At 71.6% G+C, this 18,616-nt stretch carries 16 protein-coding genes; 9 read left to right on the plus strand and 7 right to left on the minus strand.

The features are described from left to right. Nucleotides 1-30 precede the first annotated feature (30 nt). The 3 genes from ABFX50_RS36555 to meaB are packed head-to-tail and all read left to right on the plus strand — an operon-like array spanning nucleotide 31 to nucleotide 4,762. On the plus strand, nucleotides 31-1,680 hold the full coding sequence (locus ABFX50_RS36555; RefSeq protein ID WP_346153025.1) for a methylmalonyl-CoA mutase subunit beta: 1,650 nt from the start codon (nucleotides 31-33) through the stop codon (nucleotides 1,678-1,680). Continuing rightward, complete coding sequence (gene scpA / locus ABFX50_RS36560) at nucleotides 1,677-3,806, plus strand: methylmalonyl-CoA mutase (protein WP_346153027.1); 2,130 nt, start codon at nucleotides 1,677-1,679, stop codon at nucleotides 3,804-3,806. Before ABFX50_RS36555 ends, scpA begins: the two co-directional genes overlap by 4 nt. Then, nucleotides 3,803-4,762 (plus strand): methylmalonyl Co-A mutase-associated GTPase MeaB, encoded by a 960-nt coding sequence (meaB, locus tag ABFX50_RS36565; protein ID WP_346121297.1) that lies wholly within the window; start codon nucleotides 3,803-3,805, stop codon nucleotides 4,760-4,762. Before scpA ends, meaB begins: the two co-directional genes overlap by 4 nt. Here the strand turns inward: meaB and ABFX50_RS36570 are convergent. From ABFX50_RS36570 to ABFX50_RS36585, 4 genes are all read right to left on the minus strand, one after another. Beyond that, entirely contained in the window at nucleotides 4,749-6,779 is a 2,031-nt protein-coding gene (locus ABFX50_RS36570) for a CehA/McbA family metallohydrolase (RefSeq protein WP_346153029.1), read from the minus strand. The genes meaB and ABFX50_RS36570 overlap by 14 nt on opposite strands. A 74-nt stretch (nucleotides 6,780-6,853) precedes the next feature. Next, a complete protein-coding gene (locus ABFX50_RS36575) occupies nucleotides 6,854-7,243 on the minus strand; it encodes a hypothetical protein (protein ID WP_346153030.1) in 390 nt (129 codons plus the stop codon). Between the two features lie 56 nt (nucleotides 7,244-7,299). Next, a complete protein-coding gene (locus ABFX50_RS36580; RefSeq protein ID WP_346153032.1) occupies nucleotides 7,300-7,713 on the minus strand; it encodes an acyl-CoA thioesterase in 414 nt (137 codons plus the stop codon). 2 nt (nucleotides 7,714-7,715) lie between these two features. Further along, the gene (locus ABFX50_RS36585) at nucleotides 7,716-8,339 is read right to left on the minus strand and encodes a TetR/AcrR family transcriptional regulator (RefSeq protein ID WP_346153034.1); all 624 of its coding nucleotides are present in this window, start codon (nucleotides 8,337-8,339) and stop codon (nucleotides 7,716-7,718) included. Between the two features lie 56 nt (nucleotides 8,340-8,395). On the opposite strand from ABFX50_RS36585, the gene ABFX50_RS36590 reads away from it, so the two are divergent. Both ABFX50_RS36590 and ABFX50_RS36595 read left to right on the plus strand, forming a co-directional pair. Then, nucleotides 8,396-8,587: a hypothetical protein gene (locus tag ABFX50_RS36590; protein ID WP_346153036.1), complete on the plus strand. Its 192-nt coding sequence runs from the start codon at nucleotides 8,396-8,398 to the stop codon at nucleotides 8,585-8,587. Nucleotides 8,588-8,616: 29 nt separating this feature from the next. Further along, nucleotides 8,617-10,020 carry a bifunctional phosphatase PAP2/diacylglycerol kinase family protein gene (locus ABFX50_RS36595; protein WP_346153037.1) on the plus strand — a complete coding sequence of 468 codons (1,404 nt, stop codon included), beginning with the start codon at nucleotides 8,617-8,619 and terminating at the stop codon, nucleotides 10,018-10,020. 96 nt (nucleotides 10,021-10,116) lie between these two features. Here ABFX50_RS36595 and ABFX50_RS36600 read toward each other — a convergent pair whose 3' ends face one another. Continuing rightward, complete coding sequence (locus ABFX50_RS36600; RefSeq protein WP_346153039.1) at nucleotides 10,117-11,883, minus strand: AMP-dependent synthetase/ligase; 1,767 nt, start codon at nucleotides 11,881-11,883, stop codon at nucleotides 10,117-10,119. Between the two features lie 156 nt (nucleotides 11,884-12,039). Between ABFX50_RS36600 and ABFX50_RS36605 the strand changes: the two genes are divergently transcribed. The 3 genes from ABFX50_RS36605 to ABFX50_RS36615 all read left to right on the plus strand — a co-directional run bounded on the left by ABFX50_RS36605 (nucleotide 12,040) and on the right by ABFX50_RS36615 (nucleotide 16,406). After that, nucleotides 12,040-13,662, plus strand: a complete 1,623-nt coding sequence (locus tag ABFX50_RS36605) for a flavin monoamine oxidase family protein (protein WP_346153041.1) — start codon at nucleotides 12,040-12,042, stop codon at nucleotides 13,660-13,662. 204 nt (nucleotides 13,663-13,866) lie between these two features. After that, complete coding sequence (locus ABFX50_RS36610; protein WP_346153043.1) at nucleotides 13,867-15,432, plus strand: ABC-F family ATP-binding cassette domain-containing protein; 1,566 nt, start codon at nucleotides 13,867-13,869, stop codon at nucleotides 15,430-15,432. Nucleotides 15,433-15,470: 38 nt separating this feature from the next. Continuing rightward, complete coding sequence (locus tag ABFX50_RS36615) at nucleotides 15,471-16,406, plus strand: hypothetical protein (protein WP_346153045.1); 936 nt, start codon at nucleotides 15,471-15,473, stop codon at nucleotides 16,404-16,406. A gap of 65 nt (nucleotides 16,407-16,471) precedes the next feature. Here the strand turns inward: ABFX50_RS36615 and ABFX50_RS36620 are convergent, their stop codons facing one another. Both ABFX50_RS36620 and ABFX50_RS36625 read right to left on the minus strand, forming a co-directional pair. After that, on the minus strand, nucleotides 16,472-16,756 hold the full coding sequence (locus ABFX50_RS36620; protein WP_183659565.1) for a TFIIB-type zinc ribbon-containing protein: 285 nt from the start codon (nucleotides 16,754-16,756) through the stop codon (nucleotides 16,472-16,474). A gap of 58 nt (nucleotides 16,757-16,814) precedes the next feature. Then, on the minus strand, nucleotides 16,815-17,678 hold the full coding sequence (locus ABFX50_RS36625; RefSeq protein WP_346153047.1) for a phosphotransferase: 864 nt from the start codon (nucleotides 17,676-17,678) through the stop codon (nucleotides 16,815-16,817). Nucleotides 17,679-17,702: 24 nt separating this feature from the next. On the opposite strand from ABFX50_RS36625, the gene ABFX50_RS36630 reads away from it, so the two are divergent. Then, the gene (locus tag ABFX50_RS36630; RefSeq protein WP_346153049.1) at nucleotides 17,703-18,287 is read left to right on the plus strand and encodes a P-loop nucleotide/nucleoside kinase family protein; all 585 of its coding nucleotides are present in this window, start codon (nucleotides 17,703-17,705) and stop codon (nucleotides 18,285-18,287) included. Nucleotides 18,288-18,616 lie beyond the last annotated feature (329 nt).

Below are 18,616 nucleotides of genomic sequence, written 5' to 3' on the forward strand. Positions count from 1 at the left end.
TCTGGTATGGCTCCGCTTACCATCCAAGGCATGAGACTGGCCGCGGACTTTCCGTCGACTACCCGCGACGACTGGCGGGCTCTGGCGCTCGGCGTGCTGCGCAGGTCCGGCGTGGACGCCGATCCCGAGGCCGCGCTGGCCACCGACACCTACGACGGCGTGCGCCTCGCCCCCCTCTACGACGCGGGCGACCTGCCCGAGCTGCGCGGCCCCAGGCCCGCGCACCGGGGCTGGGACGTGCGGCAGCGCCATGCCGTCCCCGACAACGAGGCGGTGCTCGCCGACCTGGAGAACGGCGTCACCTCGCTGTGGCTGGCGCTCGCCCCGCGAGATCTCGAGCGGACGCTGCGCGGCGTCCACCTCGACCTGGCGCCCGTGGTGCTGGAGGCGGGGGAGCGCACCGCGGAGGCCGCCGCCGTGCTGCTCAGCCTCGGCGCCGGCGTGAGGGGCAACCTGGGTGCGGGGCTCGGCGACCACGCCGTGGCGCTGGCCAGGCGGTGCGCGGCCGAGCACGAGGGGCTGAGGGCCATCGTCGTGGACGGCCTGCCCTACCACGACGCGGGCGGCGCCGACGTGCAGGAGCTCGGCTGCACCCTCGCCGTCGGGGTGGCCCATCTGCGGGCGCTGACCGCGGCTGGGCTGTCGGTGGAGCAGGCGCTCGGCCAGCTGGAGTTCCGCTACGCCGCCACCGCCGACCAGTTCGCCACCATCGCCAAGCTGCGCGCGGCGCGGCTGCTGTGGGCGCGGGTGGCGGAGGTCTGCGGGGGAGCCGGCGAGCAGGTGCAGCACGCGGTGACCAGCTCGGCGATGATGACGGCGCGCGACCCCCACGTGAACCTGCTGAGGACCACCCTCGCCTGCTTCGCGGCGGGCGTGGGAGGGGCCGACGCGGTGACGGTCCAGCCCTTCGACGCCGCGCTGGGCGCGCCGGACGGCCTCGCGCGGCGGCTGGCCCGCAACACCCAGGCGCTGCTGCTGGAGGAGGCGGGCGTGGGGCAGGTCGCCGATCCCGCGGGCGGCTCCTGGTACGTCGAGCGGCTGACGGCCGAGCTGGCCGAGCGGGCCTGGTCGTGGTTCCAGGAGATCGAGGCGGTCGGCGGCATCCTGGCGGCCTCGGGGCTGGTGTCGGCGCGCATCGCGGCGACGCGGGCCAGGCGCGAGGACGACATCGCCCACCGGCGCCTGCCGATCACGGGCGTGAGCGAGTTCCCCAACCCCGGCGAGCGCCCGGTGCGCCGCCCGGCCGGCGGCAGGGTGGAGCGCTACGCCAGGCCGTACGAGGAGCTGCGCGACCTCGCCGACGCCCAGCCCGAACGGCCGGCGGTGTTCCTTGCCACCATCGGGCCGGTCGCCGCGCACACCGCGAGGGCGGCCTTCGCGGCCAACCTCTTCCACGCGGGCGGCCTGCGCACCCTCACCTCGGGCCCCGGCACCGACCCCGAGGCGATCGCGAGCGCCTTCGCCGCCAGCGGCGCGGCCGTGGCCTGCCTGTGCTCCAGCGACCAGCTGTACGCCGAGCACGCCACCCCCGTGGCGCAGGCGCTCAGACGCGCGGGAGCGAGAAAGGTCTGGCTGGCGGGGAAGGGAACCCACGAGGGCGTCGACGCGCGCCTGTACGCGGGCTGCGACGCGCTGGAAGTCCTCCGCACGACCTTCGACGACCTGGGAGTGGCTCGATGATCCCGGACTTCACGAACATCCCCCTGTCCTCGCCCTCCGCCTCCACGGGCGCCCAGGACGGCGAGCCGTGGGAGACGCCCGAGGGCATCGCGGTCAAGCCGGTCTACACGGCCGCCGATCTCGAAGGTCTCGACTTCCTCGGCACGTATCCGGGGGCGGTGCCGTACCTGCGCGGGCCGTACCCGACGATGTACGTCAACCAGCCGTGGACGATCAGGCAGTACGCGGGCTTCTCCACCGCCGAGGAGTCGAACGCCTTCTACCGGCGCAACCTCGCGGCCGGTCAGAAGGGCCTGTCGGTCGCCTTCGACCTGGCCACGCACCGCGGCTACGACTCCGACCATCCACGTGTGGCGGGCGACGTCGGCATGGCGGGGGTGGCGATCGACTCCATCTACGACATGCGGCAGCTGTTCGACGGCATCCCCCTCGACCGCATGTCGGTGTCGATGACCATGAACGGCGCGGTGCTGCCCATCCTCGCGCTCTACATCGTGGCCGCCGAGGAGCAGGGCGTCTCCTCCGAGCAGCTGACGGGGACCATCCAGAACGACATCCTCAAGGAGTTCATGGTCCGCAACACCTACATCTACCCGCCAGGGCCCTCGATGCGGATCATCTCCGACATCTTCGCCTACACCAGCGAGCACATGCCGAAGTTCAACTCCATCTCGATCTCCGGGTACCACATCCAGGAGGCGGGGGCCACGTGCGACCTGGAGCTGGCCTACACGCTGGCCGACGGCGTGGAGTACCTGCGGGCGGGCGTGAACGCCGGGCTCGACCTCGACAGGTTCGCCCCCAGGCTGTCGTTCTTCTGGTGCATCGGGATGAACTTCTTCATGGAGGTCGCCAAGCTGCGCGCCGCCCGCCTGCTGTGGTCGCGGCTGGTGTCGGGGTTCGGCGCGAAGAACCCCAAGTCGCTGTCGCTGCGCACCCACTCGCAGACCTCTGGCTGGTCGCTGACGGCCCAGGACGTCTACAACAACGTCGTGCGCACCTGCGTCGAGGCGATGGCGGCCACCCAGGGTCACACCCAGTCGCTGCACACCAACGCGCTCGACGAGGCGCTGGCGCTGCCCACCGACTTCTCCGCCCGCATCGCCCGCAACACCCAGCTGCTGCTGCAGCAGGAGTCGGGCACCACGCGCGTCATCGACCCGTGGGGCGGCTCCTACTACGTCGAGCGTCTCACCCACGACCTGGCCGAGAAGGCGTGGCAGCACATCGAGGAGGTCGAGGCGGCCGGCGGCATGGCCCGCGCGATCGACGCGGGGCTGCCCAAGCTGCGCATCGAGGAGGCCGCCGCCCGCACCCAGGCGCGCATCGACTCGGGCAGGCAGCCGGTCATCGGGGTCAACAAGTACCGGCCGGTCGCCGACGAGCCCATCGAGGTGCTCAAGGTCGACAACAGCGCGGTGCGGGCCCAGCAGCTCGACAAGCTGCGCCGCCTGCGCGCCGACAGGGATCCGCAGGCCGTACGGCAGGCGCTGGAGAACCTCACCAAGGGCGCGGCGGGCGGCGACAACCTCCTCGCGCTCGCCGTGGAGGCGGCCCGCGCCAAGGCCACGGTCGGCGAGATCTCCGACGCGCTGGAGAAGGTGTTCGGCCGGCACGCGGGGCAGATCCGTACCATCTCCGGGGTGTATCGCGAGGAGGCCGGCCCGGTGAAGGGCATCGAGCAGGTACGGCAGGCGTGCGCGGCCTTCGCCGAGGCCGAGGGCAGGCGCCCGCGCATCCTGGTGGCCAAGATGGGCCAGGACGGGCACGACCGCGGCCAGAAGGTGATCGCCACCGCCTTCGCCGACCTCGGCTTCGACGTGGACGTCGGCCCGCTGTTCCAGACGCCCGAAGAGGTGGCGCGGCAGGCGGTGGAGGCCGACGTGCACATCGTCGGAGTCTCCTCGCTGGCCGCGGGTCACCTCACGCTCGTTCCCTCGCTGCGCGAGGCGCTGGCCGAGCTGGGCGCGGACGACGTCATGGTCGTCGTCGGCGGCGTGATCCCGCCCGGCGACTTCGAGGAGCTGCGCGCGGCGGGCGCCTCCGCGATCTTCCCGCCGGGCACGGTGATCGCCGACGCCGCCCTCGACCTGGTGCGCGAGCTGTCCTCGCGGTTGGGCCATTGAGAGCGCTCGACGACTACGTCAGCGGCGTGAAGTCGGGCTCCCGCGCCTGGATCGCCCGCGCGATCACGCTGGTCGAGTCGACCAGGGCCGACCACGCCGAGCTGGCCCAGCGGCTGCTCGTCGAGCTCACCCCGCTGGCGGGCCAGGCCCGCAGGGCGGGGATCTCGGGCGTGCCCGGGGTGGGCAAGTCCACCTTCATCGACGCGCTCGGCACCCTGCTGACCGATCGCGGCCACCGGGTGGCGGTGCTGGCCGTCGACCCGTCCTCGACGCGCACGGGCGGCAGCATCCTCGGCGACAAGACGCGCATGTCGCGCCTGGCGGCCGACCCGAACGCCTTCATCCGCCCCTCGCCCACCTCGGGCACGCTGGGCGGCGTCGCCAAGGCCACCAGGGAGGCGATGGTCGTCGTCGAGGCCGCCGGCTACGACACCGTGCTCGTCGAGACCGTCGGCGTCGGCCAGTCGGAGATCGCGGTGGCCGACATGGTCGACACCTTCCTGCTGCTCAGCCTGGCCCGCACCGGCGACCAGCTGCAGGGCATCAAGAAGGGCGTGCTGGAGCTCGCCGACGTCATCGCGGTCAACAAGGCCGACGGCGAGTTCGAGGTGGCCGCGAGGAAGGCGGCGAGAGAGCTGGCCGGCGCGCTGCGCATGCTGCGCTCCGAAGGCCCTCCGCCGCCCGTGCTGACCTGCAGCGGGCTGACGGGGGCGGGCATCGAGCAGGTGTGGGCGCAGGTGCTGGCTCACCAGGACAGGATCGACCTGGCCGAGAGGCGCCGCCGCCAGCAGGTGGGATGGACCTGGACGCTGGTGCGCGACCGGCTGCTGGACGAGCTGCGCGGCGACCCCGACGTGGCGGCGATCGCAGGGGAGGTCGAGCGCGAGGTGCTCGACGGCTCCCTCACCCCTTCCCTGGCGGCCGACCGCCTGCTGTCGGCCTTCAAGCGCCGCTGAGCCTGGCGCGGTAGACCTCGCGGGCCCGCTCGAGGAGCGCGAGATGGTCGTCGAGCTGGCCGGGGGCGTGCAGGACCGCGTGCCCGCGCACCAGACCCTCCAGCGCCTCCAGCCATTCCAGGCACCACAGCACGTCCTCGCGCCGCGCCACCCGCCTCCCCTCCACGTCGAGGTGGACCGGGCTGGTCAGCGCGTAGGTCAGGCCCGTCATCGACTCGGGCGAAGGCCCGCCCACCGCCTCCGCCAGGACGTAGGTGGCCTCGCCAGGCTCCAGCGAGGCGCTCACCACGGGTCCCTCGGAGACCGCGACGACGCCGTCGGCCGTCCGCAGGCGCAGCTCTTCCACCGTCGGCCCCTCGGTGCGCGCGGTGACCTCCACCCTGGCGCCGCGCTCCAGGTCGAGCACGGCTCCCGGCCCGTGTCCCTCGACCGACAGCTCCAGCCACGGGCCGGTGGTGGCGAAGGTCCTGCCCCGCCGTACGGCCTCGGCGAAGGAGTCGGCGCTCAGCGGGCCGTCCACGCGGGCGTAGACGCGCGCCCACCCGGGCGGGCTGGACTGGCGGTCGAGGCGGGTGAAGGAGAGCATCGTGTCCGTCCCCGCGGTGACGGCCAGGCGGTTGCCCGCGCCGAGCAGGCGACGGTAGACGACGGCGGTGGCGGCGATGTCGGCGTGGGTGAGCACGTCGAGGCTGTCGACCAGGCCGAGTGCGGCGTCGGCGACCAGCTCGCGCGCCGCGCAGTTGCGGGCGACGGGGCGCATGAGCCGCTTGGGCGGGTCGCTCTCGGCCACGGGCTGGCCGAAGGGGTGGCTGTAGCCGAGCAGCGCCCCCGACCGGCGCAGCTCGCGCAGCGCCTCGGCGTTGGGCGGCCAGTCGGCCTCGCCCGCGAACCCGGTGTGGAAGCGTTCGGGCGGCTTGGCCTGGCCGAAGGCGTAGACGTGGCCGAGCAGGTCGTTGCGGTACTCCAGGCCCATCCGCGCCACGTGCGTGGCGTCCGACCACGGCAGGTCGGCGCCCATCCACTGCTCGAGCGCGTCGCGGTCGTAGACGCGCGAGCCCGAGACGTTGCCGGCCAGCAGGTTGAGCACGTGCAGGTCCTCGCCGAGCTGGACGGCCGCCGCCTCGGCGGGGGTGGCGACGTGGTCGCCTGCCCAGTTCAGGTGGACGTGGAGGTCGCCGCCGTACCAGCCGCGCGCGGCCGCGTCGTAGCGGCGGCGCGGCGTCAGCCGTACGGTGTGCTCCTGGCCGGGGGAGAGCGTGACGGCCGTCAGCGCCTCGCCGTACTCCATGCCCCTGGTGACGGTGACGGTGAGGGTGTCGGCAGGGACGTCGAGAACGAGGTCGTCGCCGTGGAAGTACGGCAGGCCGTGGAAGTCGTGACGGCGCGGCGCGCCCTCGGGGAACCAGCCCTGCCCGTCGGCGCCGAAGACGCTCCAGCGGCAGGGCAGGCCCGCGCTCAGCCTGAGCCTGGCCGAGGGCACGGTCCTGACCAGGCGGCGCAGGCAGACGGGAACGCCGTCGACGGTCAGCTCGCTGTCGGGACGCACCTCGACCAGCCACGCCCCCGCCGCCCTGAGCTCCCGCCGCCGTCCTGCCGCCTCCACCCTGACGGGACCGTCGCGCCAGGAGTCGACCAGCAGCGACACCGTGGGCGCCTCGCCCAGCGTGGTGCGGGGGGCGCCTTCCAGGCGCACCCCCTCGTCGGTGATCCGCAGCGCGGCCAGCGAGCCGGGCAGCCTGCCCTCCAGCGTGTCGCGCAGCAGCTCGTCGTAGTCGGGCTCGCCCAGCCGCGCGCCGAGCTCCATGACCGAAGCGCCAGGATGGCGGTCGGCGAGCCTGGTGAAGGCCAGCCCCCAGAACCTGTCCAGGAGCTGGGGCGGCAGCACCCCTCGCACCCCGAAGAGCTTGACGTAGTGGTTCTCCGGCTCACCCCAGGTGATGCCGTGCCGGTCGAGCAGCCTGCCGTAGTCGCGCAGCGCGCCCGCGACCGACTCGGGCAGCATCGGATCCTCGCACATGAGCCTCTCCCGCCTCGCGTGCCGACATCCTGGCACGGTACGGCGGAGCTCCAGGCAGGCCGGGGCGCGAATTGTCACCCGGGGGGTTCGGAATACTCCACCCCGTGTGACCTGGCTTCCTCCCAGAGGTCAGGCGCTCCGCTCGTCCAGGTGGCCGAGACGAGCTTGCCTCTGCCCCGGTAGGCACGCATGATCGCGACATGGGCGGGCAGCCGCACGAAGGCCCTGAGGTCGGCCTCGGAGCGCCATACCGACACCGACCCGATGCGGCGCGCGCCAGGTTCGGCCCACAGCCACAGCCCGACCGCGCCCTCCAGCCCCGGCCACAGGCGGCTGAGCCGCCAGCCTGCCAGGCAGGCGCGCGGCAGGTGCGCGCCGCGGTGGAGGCGGAAGGCGGTGAGGGCGACCACGACGGGATCGGCGCCTCTCGGCTCGGGCCCGGCGATCCACCGGGTTCTCCTCACGCGGGCGCCCGTCGCGGCGCCTGCCGCCCCGCGGCCGCTCGGCCCGCCGTTCCTCCTCACGCCGCCAGGACCTGTGCGGCGTCGCGGATCTCCGGGCTGAAGGGGGTGGGGCGCAGCGTCGAGGGGTCGATGTTGACGTTGACCCTGCGGCCCTCGGCGTGGACGGTCTCGCCGTCGGGCGACAGGACGCGGAAGCCGTACACGCCGCTGGTGTTGCCCATCCGCTCGATCCAGAAGTGCACCAGCGGCTCGCCGGCGCCCATGATCGGCACGTGGTAGGTGATCGTGAACTCGCGGACGGCGAAGAAGACGTCCTTGAAGCGAGAGCGGGCGGGGTCGAAGTGCCAGCCCTGCTCGGTCCAGAAGGCCGTGATGGCGCGCTCGACCAGGACGGAGTAGTGGGCGTTGTGCAGCAGGCCCATGGCGTCGAGGTCGTCGAAGTGCACCTGGACGGGGCGGGTGTGGGACAAGGTCAGTCCTCCGGAAGGAGTTCGGGTGTCGGTGAGAGCGCTCGCAGCCGGTCGAGGACGGCCCTGCGGGCGTGGGCGAAGGCGGTGGGGCCGTCGCGCAGACGGGAGTGGGTGACGGCGGCCTCGCCCAGCGCCTCGATCTCGTAGGCCAGCTGAGCCGGATCGGCGCGCAGCTCGCCCCTGTCGACGGCCTCCCTGACGGTGTGCTCCAGGTAGCCGAGCCAGTCGTTCATCGCCTGCGCGACCCGGTCCTTGACCGGGCCCGGCTTGTCGTCGAACTCGACCTGGGCGACGAAGAAGAAGCAGCCGCCTGGCAGGACGCCGTCGCTGTAGAAGGCGAGCCTGGCCTCGTGCAGCGCGAAGAGCCTGCGCACGCCCTTCGGCGCGGCGGAGGCGGGGACGATGACGTGCTCCACCCACTGTCGCGCGGCCCACTCGACCGCGTCGAGCTGCAGTTCCTGCTTGTCGCGCCAGTGCGCGAAGAAACCTGACTTGCTGACCCCCGCGGCCTCGGCGAGCCTGCCCAGGCTGAGGCCGCCCAGGCCGTCGACCGAGGCCAGCGCCACCGCGCTGCCGAGAATCGCCTCGCGGCTGCGCTGCCCCCGCACCCTTCGCCCATCTGCCATGCGTCCACGCTAACACAATATGACCGATCGGTCGTTTTTATTCTTTCCGGCCAAGAGTGCTGTCCGAGCAGGCCTACACCGTCTACTTCATCCACCCCGTCGTGCTGGTCGGCCTCTCCTACGCCTTCAGCGGGCTGCAGGCGGCCGCGGTCGTCAAGTTCGCCGTCGTCGCGGTTCTCGCGCTGCCGCTGTGCTGGGGCCTGGCCTACCTGGTGCGGTCCCTGCCGGGAGCCAAACGCGTCCTGTAAACGTCGACGAAGCTGGGCAAGAGATACACATGCGACTCCGATCACGCCTGAACCGGCTCGACAAGCACCTGTACGCCTCCGTCGCGCAGGCCAGGCTGCCCGGCTTCGAGCGCGTCCTGCCACCGCTGTCGCGGGCCGCCGACAACGCCCTGCTCTGGGCGGGCATCGCGGGCGGGTTCGCCCTCAGCGGCAGGCGGCGCCTGCGCAGGGCGGCCACCAGAGGGCTGCTGGCGGTCAGCCTCGCCAGCCCCCTGGTCAACCTGGCGGGCAAGCAGGCCTTCGCCCGCAAACGCCCCGTCGCCGACTCGCTGCCCATGACCAGGCTGCTCAGGATGCCGCTGTCGGCCTCCTTCCCCTCCGGACACTCCGCCTCGGCGGCGGCCTTCGCCACCGCCGTCGCGCTGGAGGCCCCCGCCGTCGTCGCCGCGCCCGTCGCGCTGCTCGCCGGGGCGGTGTGCTTCTCCCGCGTCTACACCGGTGTCCACTACCCGGGCGACGTGCTGGCCGGCGTGGCCATCGGCGTGGCCACCGGCCTGCTCACCCGCCGCATCTGGCCGGAGGCGGGGGAGGCGGGCAGGGCCAGAGCCTCGGCCACGGCGCCCTCCTTCGACCTCGACCCCCTCGGCGACGGCCTCGCCGTCGTGGTCAGTCAGGAGGAGAGCGAGGCGGCACGCACCCTGCGCGAGGCCTTTCCCCGCGCGCAGTTCGTCCCGCTGGAATCCATGGACAAGGCCGAGGGCAAGGCGCTGGCCGTCGCGGGCGGCGACGGGACCGTCAACAGCGGCGCGCTGGCCGCCCTCGAGCACGGACGCCCCCTGCTGGTCGTTCCCGCGGGCACGCTCAACCACTTCGCCACGGAGCTGGGCATCGAGGACGCCGACGAGGCCGTCGCCGCCTACAGGGGAGGCGACCTGGTCGCGGTCGACGTGGGCGAAGTGGCGGGAGGCGTCTTCGTCAACAACGCCAGCGTCGGCATCTACCCCGAGCTCGTCGACCGGCGCGAGGCCAGGCAGAAACGCATCGGCAAGTGGCCCGCGCTGCTGTGGGCGCTGGCTGAGGTGCTGGGCCGCGACGCGGCGCCCTTCGACGTGGTCGTGGACGGCGTGCCGTACAGGGCGTGGCTGCTGTTCGTGGGCAACTGCAGGTACGGCTCGCGCGGCGCCGCCCCGGGACGGCGGGTCCGGCTGGAGGACGGGGTGCTGGACATCAGGCTGATGACCGCCGCCCGCACCCTGCCCAGGGTGCGCGCCTTCGGCAGCGTGGTGGCCGGACGGCTCGCCCTGTCGCGCCACTACCGCCAGTGGCAGGCCGACACGGTGCGGGTCGAGACGCCGTCGGGGGAGATTCGGCTGGCCCGCGACGGCGAGACGCTCACCGCCCACAGCCCCCTCGTCTTCACCAAACGCCCCCGCTCCCTCCACGTCTTCAGATGACCTCCCACGACCCCATCCCACGGGGCGCGGGCCGGGCTTCCCAGGCTGCTGAAGAACCCCGGCCCGCGTCCGGGAGAGGGCGCGGGCTCAGGGATCTCAGATGAGGTTGGCGTCCTTGTAGAAGGCGTCCAGCGTGTCGCCGAAGTGCTGCTCCACGACCTTGCGCTTCACCTTCAGGCTCGGCGTCAGCTCCCCGGTCTCCACCGAGAAGTCCGTCCCCAGGATCGCGAACTCCTTGACCGTCTCGTAGCTGGCCAGCGTCTGGTTGACCTGCTTCACCGCCTTGGCGACCTCTTCCCTCATCCGGGGATGCTCGCGCAGCTTCTCCGCCTCCTCGGGCAGGCCCTCGGCCGCCGCCCACGGCTTGACGACCTCCATGTCCAGCGTCACCAGCGCGGTGCAGAAGTTGCGCCTGTCACCGTGGACGAAGACGTGCGACAGGTACGGGCACGCCGCCTTGATGCGACCCTCGATGTAGGTCGGCGCGACGTACTTCCCGCCCGAGGTCTTGATCAGCTCCTTCTTGCGGTCGGTGATGAGCAGCCGCCCAGCCTCGTCCAGTTCGCCGATGTCGCCGGTGCGCAGCCACCCGTCATCGAGCGTCGCGGCCGTCTCCTCCGGCAGGCCGTGGTAGCCCCGCATGACGCCGCGCCCGCCGATGAGGACCTCGCCGTCCTCGGCGATGCGCACCTCGGTGCCGGGCAGCGGGGGCCCCACCGTGCCGAACCTCACGCTGTCGGGCCTGTTGAGGAAGCTGCCCGCCGACGACTCCGTGAGGCCGTACCCCTCGAGGATCGTCAGCCCCGCGCCGTCGAAGAACTCGGCGATGTCCTGCGACAGGGGCGCCGAGCCCGAGATGAAGTAGCGGATGCGCCCTCCGAAGCGGGCCCGCAGCTTGCCGAAGACCAGCCGGTCGGCGAGGGCGTACTCCAGCCTGGTGGTCAGCGGGATCGCCGCCCCTCGCTGGCGGGCCTTGCTGACCCTGATGCCCGTCTGCTTGGCCCACTCGAAGATGCGCAGCTTGGCGCCGCCCTCACGGCGCACGGTCGCGGCCACCGTGTTGTGGATCTTCTCGAAGATGCGCGGCGCGGCGGCCATGAAGGTGGGCCGCAGCTCGCCCAGGTTCTCGGCGATCTTGTCGAGGCGACCGTCGATCGCGGTCGGCACGCCGATGTCGATCATCACGACCTGCAGCAGCTTGCCGAACGAGTGCGACAGCGGCAGCCACAGGTAGTGCAGGTCGTCGGGGCCGATGAGGTCGATCCTGCGGACGGCCTCCGCGGCGTAGAGCCAGTTGTCGTGGGTCAGCTCGACGCCCTTGGGCCTGCCGGTGGTGCCCGAGGTGTAGATGAGCGTCGCCAGGTCCTCTTCCTTGATCGCGTCGACCATGGCGTCGAAGTCGCCCTCGCCGCTGACCTGGTCGAGCGGGATGACCCAGCCGTCGTCGCTCGCGGTGCCGTCGACGACCAGCACGTGGCGCAGGTCAGGCATCTCGTCGCGGACCGAGACCAGCTTGGCGACCTGGTCGTCGTTCTCGGCGACCACCAGCGTGCTGCCCGAGTCGTTGATCACGAACGCGCACTCGGCGGCGGTGTTGGAGGGATAGATCGTCGTGGTGGCCGCGCCCGTGGCGAGCACCGCCAGATCGGTGAGGACCCATTCGAGCCTGGTCGAGCAGAGGATGGAGACACGCGACTCGGCGCTCGCGCCGAGACCGGCCAGGCCGAGGGCCAGCGGGCGGACCCGCTCGCCCACCTCGGCCCACGTCAGCGAGGCCCAGCCTGATCCCGCTGGATGGCGATAGGCCTCGGCTTCGGGCGTGGCCTTGATCCGGTCGCGCAGCAGAGAGGGAATGCTGGACATTCCTGACCTCCGGTGAGGGGTGACGGCTTGGTGCGCACTCTAGGCCGAACGCAGTGTGTCAGTCGATGGTCCTGATCGGTTACGTTGTGCCGACTGTTCGGTGAACGCCTCCGTCTTCACTCTTGGCGACAACACCAACAGGAAGGCGCACCCCCCATGCCTCGCACCGCCGCACTGCGCGCCCTGCAGCGCATCGCCGCCGATCACCACGCCGCCCGCCGCCTGGGCATGCCCGTCGAGGAGGTGCGCGGGCTCGGCCGCCGCGAGCTGCTCAGGCGCGCCGCCCTCGCCGGTCTGGGCGCGACCGCCTTCGCCGCCACCCCTGCCGCGGCCCTCGCCGACGTCGTCGCGGACGCTCCCAAGCCGCCGCTCAGGCCCGCCAGGATCGCCGTCGTCGGCGCGGGGATCGCGGGCTTGACCGCCGCGCTCACCCTGCGCGACGCGGGGGCCGAGCCCGTCGTCTACGAGTCGAACACCCGGGTGGGCGGCCGGATGTACACCCAGCGCTCGCTCTGGCTGAACGGCCAGACCTCCGAGATCGGCGGCGAGCTCATCGACGTCGAGCACAAGAAGATGCTCCAGCTGTGCCGCCGCTTCGGCCTCGGCACCGTCAACTTCGCGGGTTCGGGACCCAACGGCGCCGAGGAGGTCCTGCACGTCAACGGCCACTACTACCCGCGCTCACAGGCCGACGCCGACTTCAAGGAGATGTACCAGGACCTCCACGCCGACCTCATGGCCGCGGGCGAGGTCATGTGGAACAACGCCACGCCTGAGGGCATCGCCCTGGACAACATGTCCATCCGCGAGTGGATCGACTCGCGCGTGCCGGGCGGATACGCCTCCGACCTGGGCAGGTTCCTCGACGTCGCCTACAACGTGGAGTACGGGGCCGAGACCACCGACCAGTCGTCCCTCGCGCTGGTCCTGCTGCTCGGCTACCAGCCCAACCCCGGCCACTTCAACGTCTGGGGCCTGTCGGACGAGCGCTACCACATCGTCGGGGGCAACGACCAGCTCCCTCAGGCCATCGCCGCCTCGCTCCCCTCAGGCAGCGTGCGGACCGGATGGCGGCTGCTGGCCGTACGGGCCAATGCCGACGGCACGCAGACGCTCACCTTCGACGGCGGCAGGACGGTCACCGCCGACCACACCGTGCTCACCGTGCCGCTGCCGATCCTGCAGGGTCTCGACCTGTCGAGGGCGGGCTTCGACGCCAGGATGACCAACCTGCTGCGTGACGCCCGCATGGGCCACGTCACCAAGCTCAACATGCAGTTCTCCACCCGCCCCTGGCTCGGCACGGGACCGTGGGACGGGGTGTCGGCCGGCGACTGCTTCACCGACCAGCCGTGGCAGCAGTGCTGGGACACCACCAAGGCGCAGGCCGGCGCCACCGGCGTCCTCATCCAGTACGGCGGAGGCGCCGCCGCCCGCGCGCTCGACCCCTCCACGGCCTTCCCCACGCACACCGACCCCTACGTCCGAACCCTCGCCGGCTCGGTGCTCGACGGCATCGACACCGTCTTCCCCGGCACCAAGGCGCAGTGGAACGGCAGGGCCCAGCTGTCGGCCTGGCACAAGAACCCGCACGCGCTCGGCGCCTACTCCTACTGGCCCGTCGGCTACCTGCACAGGTACGCCGGGTACGAGGGCGTGCCCCAGGGCAACGTGCACATCGCGGGCGAGCACACCTCCTACGACTTCCAGGGCTTCATGAACGGCGGCGCCACCGAGGGGGAGCGCGCGGCCAACGAGGTGATCGCGAAACTCCGGTGATCACCCTTGCCTGCGGATTTCCGGTCGCGTAACCTACCGGGGTCGTATCACCGAGCCGTGGAGGCTGTTGACGTGAGGTTCTGAGGTCGCGGGCACCGCGCCGTTCCGCCCTGTCTCTGGGCACGTGCGCACCTGGACCTCGGGCGTCTTCGCGGTGGTTCCCGCCATGTCACAAAGTTTCGACTTTTCTGACGGGAGCCTTTCATGTCATTCTCCGTGGTGATCGACCATGTCTCGTACGGCTGGCCCGACGGGACCCAGGTGCTCGACGGCCTCGACGCCGCCTTCCCTGCCGGCCGTACCGGCCTGATCGGAGCCAACGGCTCGGGCAAGTCCACCCTGCTCAAACTCGTGGCGGGGGAGCTCACCCCCGCCACCGGCACGGTCAGCGTGGCCGGCAGGGTGGGCTACCTGCCGCAGAACCTGCCCATGCGCGCCGAGCTCACCGTCTCCGACCTGCTCGGCATCAGCGCGACCAGGGCCGCGCTGCACGCGATCGAGTCGGGCGACGTGCGCGAGGAGCACTTCACCACCGTCGGCGACGACTGGGACGTGGAGGAGCGCGCCCTCGGCGCGCTGTCCTCGCTCGGGCTCGACGGCATCGGCCTGGACCGCACGGTGGCGACCCTGTCGGGCGGCGAGGCCGTCATGGCGGGGCTGGCCGCGCAGTTCCTGCGCAGGCCCGACGTGCTGCTGCTCGACGAGCCCACCAACAACCTCGACCTGTCGGCCAGGCGGCGCCTCCACGCCGCCGTCGGCGCGTGGCAGGGCGTGCTGCTGGTGGTCAGTCACGACAGGGCGCTGCTCGAACAGGTCGACCAGATCGCCGAGCTGCGTGAGGGGAGCGTGCGCGTGTACGGCGGCAACCTGTCCGACTACGAACGCATGCTCGAAGCCGAACAGCAGACGGCCGAGCGCCTGGTCAGGACGGCGGAGGCGGACGTGCGCCGCCAGCGCCGCGAGCTGCTGGACGCCCGCACCAAGCTGGATCGCAGGGTGCGCTACGGCGCGAAGATGTACGCCAACAAGCGCGAACCGAAGATCATCATGCAGGCGCGCAAGCGCGAGGCCCAGGTGTCGGCGGGCAAGCACCGCATCATGCACACCGAGAAACTGGAGGAGGCGCGTGAGCGGCTGAGCGAGGCCGAACAGGCCGTGCGGGACGACGCCGAGATCCGCATCTCGCTGCCCGAGACCGAGGTGCCCGCGGGACGGATGGTCCTGTCGTTCGACCTGCGGGGCCTTACCGGCATGGAGCGCCTCGAGGTGCGAGGACCTGAGCGGATCGCCCTGCTCGGGCCCAACGGCTCGGGCAAGACCACGCTGCTCAGGGCCATCGTCGAGGCGGGCGCGCAGGTGCCGGTCGGTTACCTGCCGCAGCGGCTCGACCTGCTGGACGAGGCGCTGAGCGTGGTGGGCAACGTGCGGGCGCACGCCCCTACCGCCTCGCCCAACCAGGTGCGCGCCCGCCTGGCGCGCTTCCTGTTCAGGGGAGCGAGGGCCGAGCAGCCGGTGGGCACGCTGTCGGGCGGCGAGCGGTTCAGGGCGACGCTGGCGGCGCTGCTGTCGGCGGAGCCGCCGCCCCAGCTGCTCCTGCTGGACGAGCCGACCAACAACCTCGACCTGGCCAGCGTCAGACAGCTGTCGCAGGCGCTGGCCGCCTACCGGGGCGCGTTGATCGTGGCCAGCCACGATCTGCCGTTCCTCGAGGGGCTCGGGATCACCCGATGGCTCCAGCAGGATCGCGACAGTGGACTGACCGAACCGTAAATTGACGGCAGGGGATCAGCCGGGCGATAGTGTGGCAGATGGTTGCCCCCCGGTTGATCTCCTGCACGCTCGCCGTGGCGATGCTGGCGTTGACGGCCTGCACCTCCACTGTCCAGGGCCAGGGGGAGCCGACGCCATCGGGCGCCTCCCCCTCGACCGGCGAGGCCACCCCCGCCGCGCTCACCGCCGACGCCTACAGGCAAGCGCTGGGCGAGCATCGCGACGGCGTCCGCGAGGCGCTCTCCCAGGTGGCCTCGGCCAAGAGCATCAAGACGCTCGACGCCCGTGTGGAACGTGCCGAAGAGACCCTCCGCGGCGCTTCGGAGAGCCTGTCTGCCCTCGCGCCCCCCGTGGAGGCCAGAGTCCAGCACGAGGCGTACGTCGCCAGCCTGCGCGCTTTCACCACCGAGCTCGGCACCACCCTGGGCAGGGTGGGATCCATGACGGTCTGCACGGCGGGCGGCGTGTTCGCTGACCTGTCGGGCAAGCTGCAGATGCTCGACCAGACGGGAAAGGCGCTGCGGGCGCTCGGCGACTACCCGGCCGACGTCGTGCCGGTGAAGGTGGCGAAGAAGCAGAACAGGCGCCTGGCCAACGGCACGTTCCTGCGCAGCGGGCGGCGCGACGGGCGAGGCTCCCTGCAGATCGACAACGGCGCCTCCCGCGACGCGGTGGTCACCGTGCTGCGCGGCAAGGCCAAGGCGTTCAGCGTCTACCTGCGCAGGAAGTCGTCGTTCAAGGTGCGAGGGGTTCGCGACGGGACCTACGAGGTCTTCTTCACCCACGGGGCCGACTGGGACGGGCGCGCCTTCTCCCGTACCTGCAGTTTCGAGCAGTTCGAGAAGTCGGTGCGGTTCAGGACGACCTACACCTCCACCCAGATCAGATGGCACGACTGGCGCGTCACCCTCCACACGGTGAGCGGCGGCAACGCCCCCACCAAGACGGTCGACCCTGGAGCCTTCCCCGGCTGACCCTCCGGCGCGTGACATGGGAAGGGCCGCGGCCTCTGTCGAGGTCGCGGCCCTTTCACCAGGTCCTAGGAGGAGAACAGCATCCCGAGGAAGCTGTCCTTCTTGCGCCGGTGACCGTAGTGCCCGCCACCGTAGTGCGGAGCGGGCGCGCCCCAGGCGGGAGCCCCGTGCGCGGGAGCTCCGTGCGCGGGAGGCGCGGCGGGCGGGGTGTGGTACTGGGACTCCATGCGAGTCAGGGTCTCCAGCTCGCCGTAGTCCAGGAAGATCCCTCGGCAGTTCTCGCACTGCTCGATGTGGACCCCGTTGCGCTCATAAGTCCGCATGCTTCCGCGGCACTTGGGGCACTGCATCAGGTTGATCTCCTTGCCCTTGGGCGGGATTTTCCTCGGTCGTGCGTGCGCCACTATGTCAGCCCTGCCTGAGGCCGACAATCCTGCCGCACGACTGGATCAACGATTGCTCCACCTCGTCCAGTTCCCGCTCCTCGGCTTCGGCATGGCCGATCGCCACGGCGGCGAGCTGGACGGTCAGCGCCCTGGCGGGAAGGTCGAGCCGCGCCCACGGGTCGGCCGGATCGAGCGCGGGACCGCCCGAGGCCAGGTAGGAGTCGAGGAAGCGGCTCCAGAGCTCGGGTTCGAGCAGCCCCGCCGCGAACCAGGCGGCCGGTCTTGCCAGGTCCCAGGCGGGATCGCCGGTGCCCAGGTCGTCCACGTCGATCAGGAGCCACCTGTCGCCCCTTCTCACCAGCTGCCCCAGGTGCCAGTCGCCGTGGGTGAGCAGCCGGGGGACGGGCTCGGGCTCGGGGAGGGCGGCGTACGCCCGCCGTACCGTCCGCTGGGCGGCGCCGTGCCCCGGCATCGCCTCCACCGCCCGCACCATGCGCGCGGGCCCGGCGGCCTCGGGCAGCGGCGGCATCATCGTCAGCGGTACGGCGTGCAGGCGCGCCAGCAGCCGCGCGCCCTCCTCCCACGGAGCGGCGTCGGGGTCGTCACGGCCGACGGGCACGCCGGTGGGCCAGACGGTCACCGCCCTGTCGCCCACCGTGCGCACCTCGGGATCGAGCGAGGTCAGCAGCAGGCCGGTCAGCGCCGGAGCGTTCGCGGCCCTCAACCGCATCCGCAGGAGCTCGGGATCGTCGCGGACCGAGTGCGCCTTGACGACCACCTCGCCGCGGCGGACGACCACCACGTCGCTTCTGGTGGGATGGGTGACGGGCTCGCCTGTCCCGCCGTACGCGCCGGCCATGCGCGCCAGCTCTGCCTCGAGATCCACCCGCAAAGACTATGAGGTGATTCGGTGCCCATCTCCCCGGGTGCACAGGACGATCCGGCTTCGGGAGGGTGCGCTGCGGGTGGCTCCGCTTCGGGAGGGCGCGCTTCGGGTGGCTCTGCTTCTGGAGGCTCCGTCCGGCTGGTTCTGCTGTGTGGGTTGCCGGGCTCGGGTAAGACCACCTTGGCCAGGCGGTTGGCCGAGGAACTGCCCGCCGTACGGCTGTGCCCCGACGAGTGGCTGACGGAGCTGGGAATCGACCTGTTCGACGAGGAGGCGCGCGACCTTCTGGAGCGGCAGCTGTGGCGGCACGCTCTCGAGCTGCTCGCCCTCGGGACGAGCGTGATCCTCGAATACGGATTCTGGGGCAGGGTGGAGAGGGACGAGAAACGGCTCGGCGCGCGAACGCTCGGCGTCCCCGTCGAACTTCGCTACCTGGACGTGCCGATGGAGGAGCTGTGCCGCAGGGTCGAGGAGAGGTCCGCGGCAGGGGGCCGAGGCACGGTGGCGATCACCGAGGCCATGATGGCGGGGTACGCGGCCCTCTTCCAGGCTCCCGACGCGGACGAACTGTCCCTCTTCGACACCTGTGACCGGAATGGCGGACGTTGATTTGACGGGTGGCGGAGGCGTACATAGAGTTCACCAGTCCCACCCAGCCGGCGTTGGCCGTCGGCTGCCCTCCTCGGGCCGGTTCGACAGAAATCAAATGTCGAAGTAAGTTTGAGGGGTTGCCCCGGAGACGGGGCGTCGGAATTCCCGATGATTTCTCGGAAAGAGTCAATTTGACTCCGACCGGGGGAGCTGAAAGAATAAAGACATAACGAAGCGAGTGCCACCGGGCGGGTGACGGTGAATGCGTCCGTTTCTTGAGAACTCAACAGTGTGTTAAAAGCCAGTGCATGATGCACAACCCCGTCCATTGGACGGATTCCTTTGGT

It is taken from the genome of Nonomuraea recticatena (assembly GCF_039533245.1).
In the GTDB taxonomy this organism is placed as follows: domain Bacteria; phylum Actinomycetota; class Actinomycetes; order Streptosporangiales; family Streptosporangiaceae; genus Nonomuraea; species Nonomuraea roseola.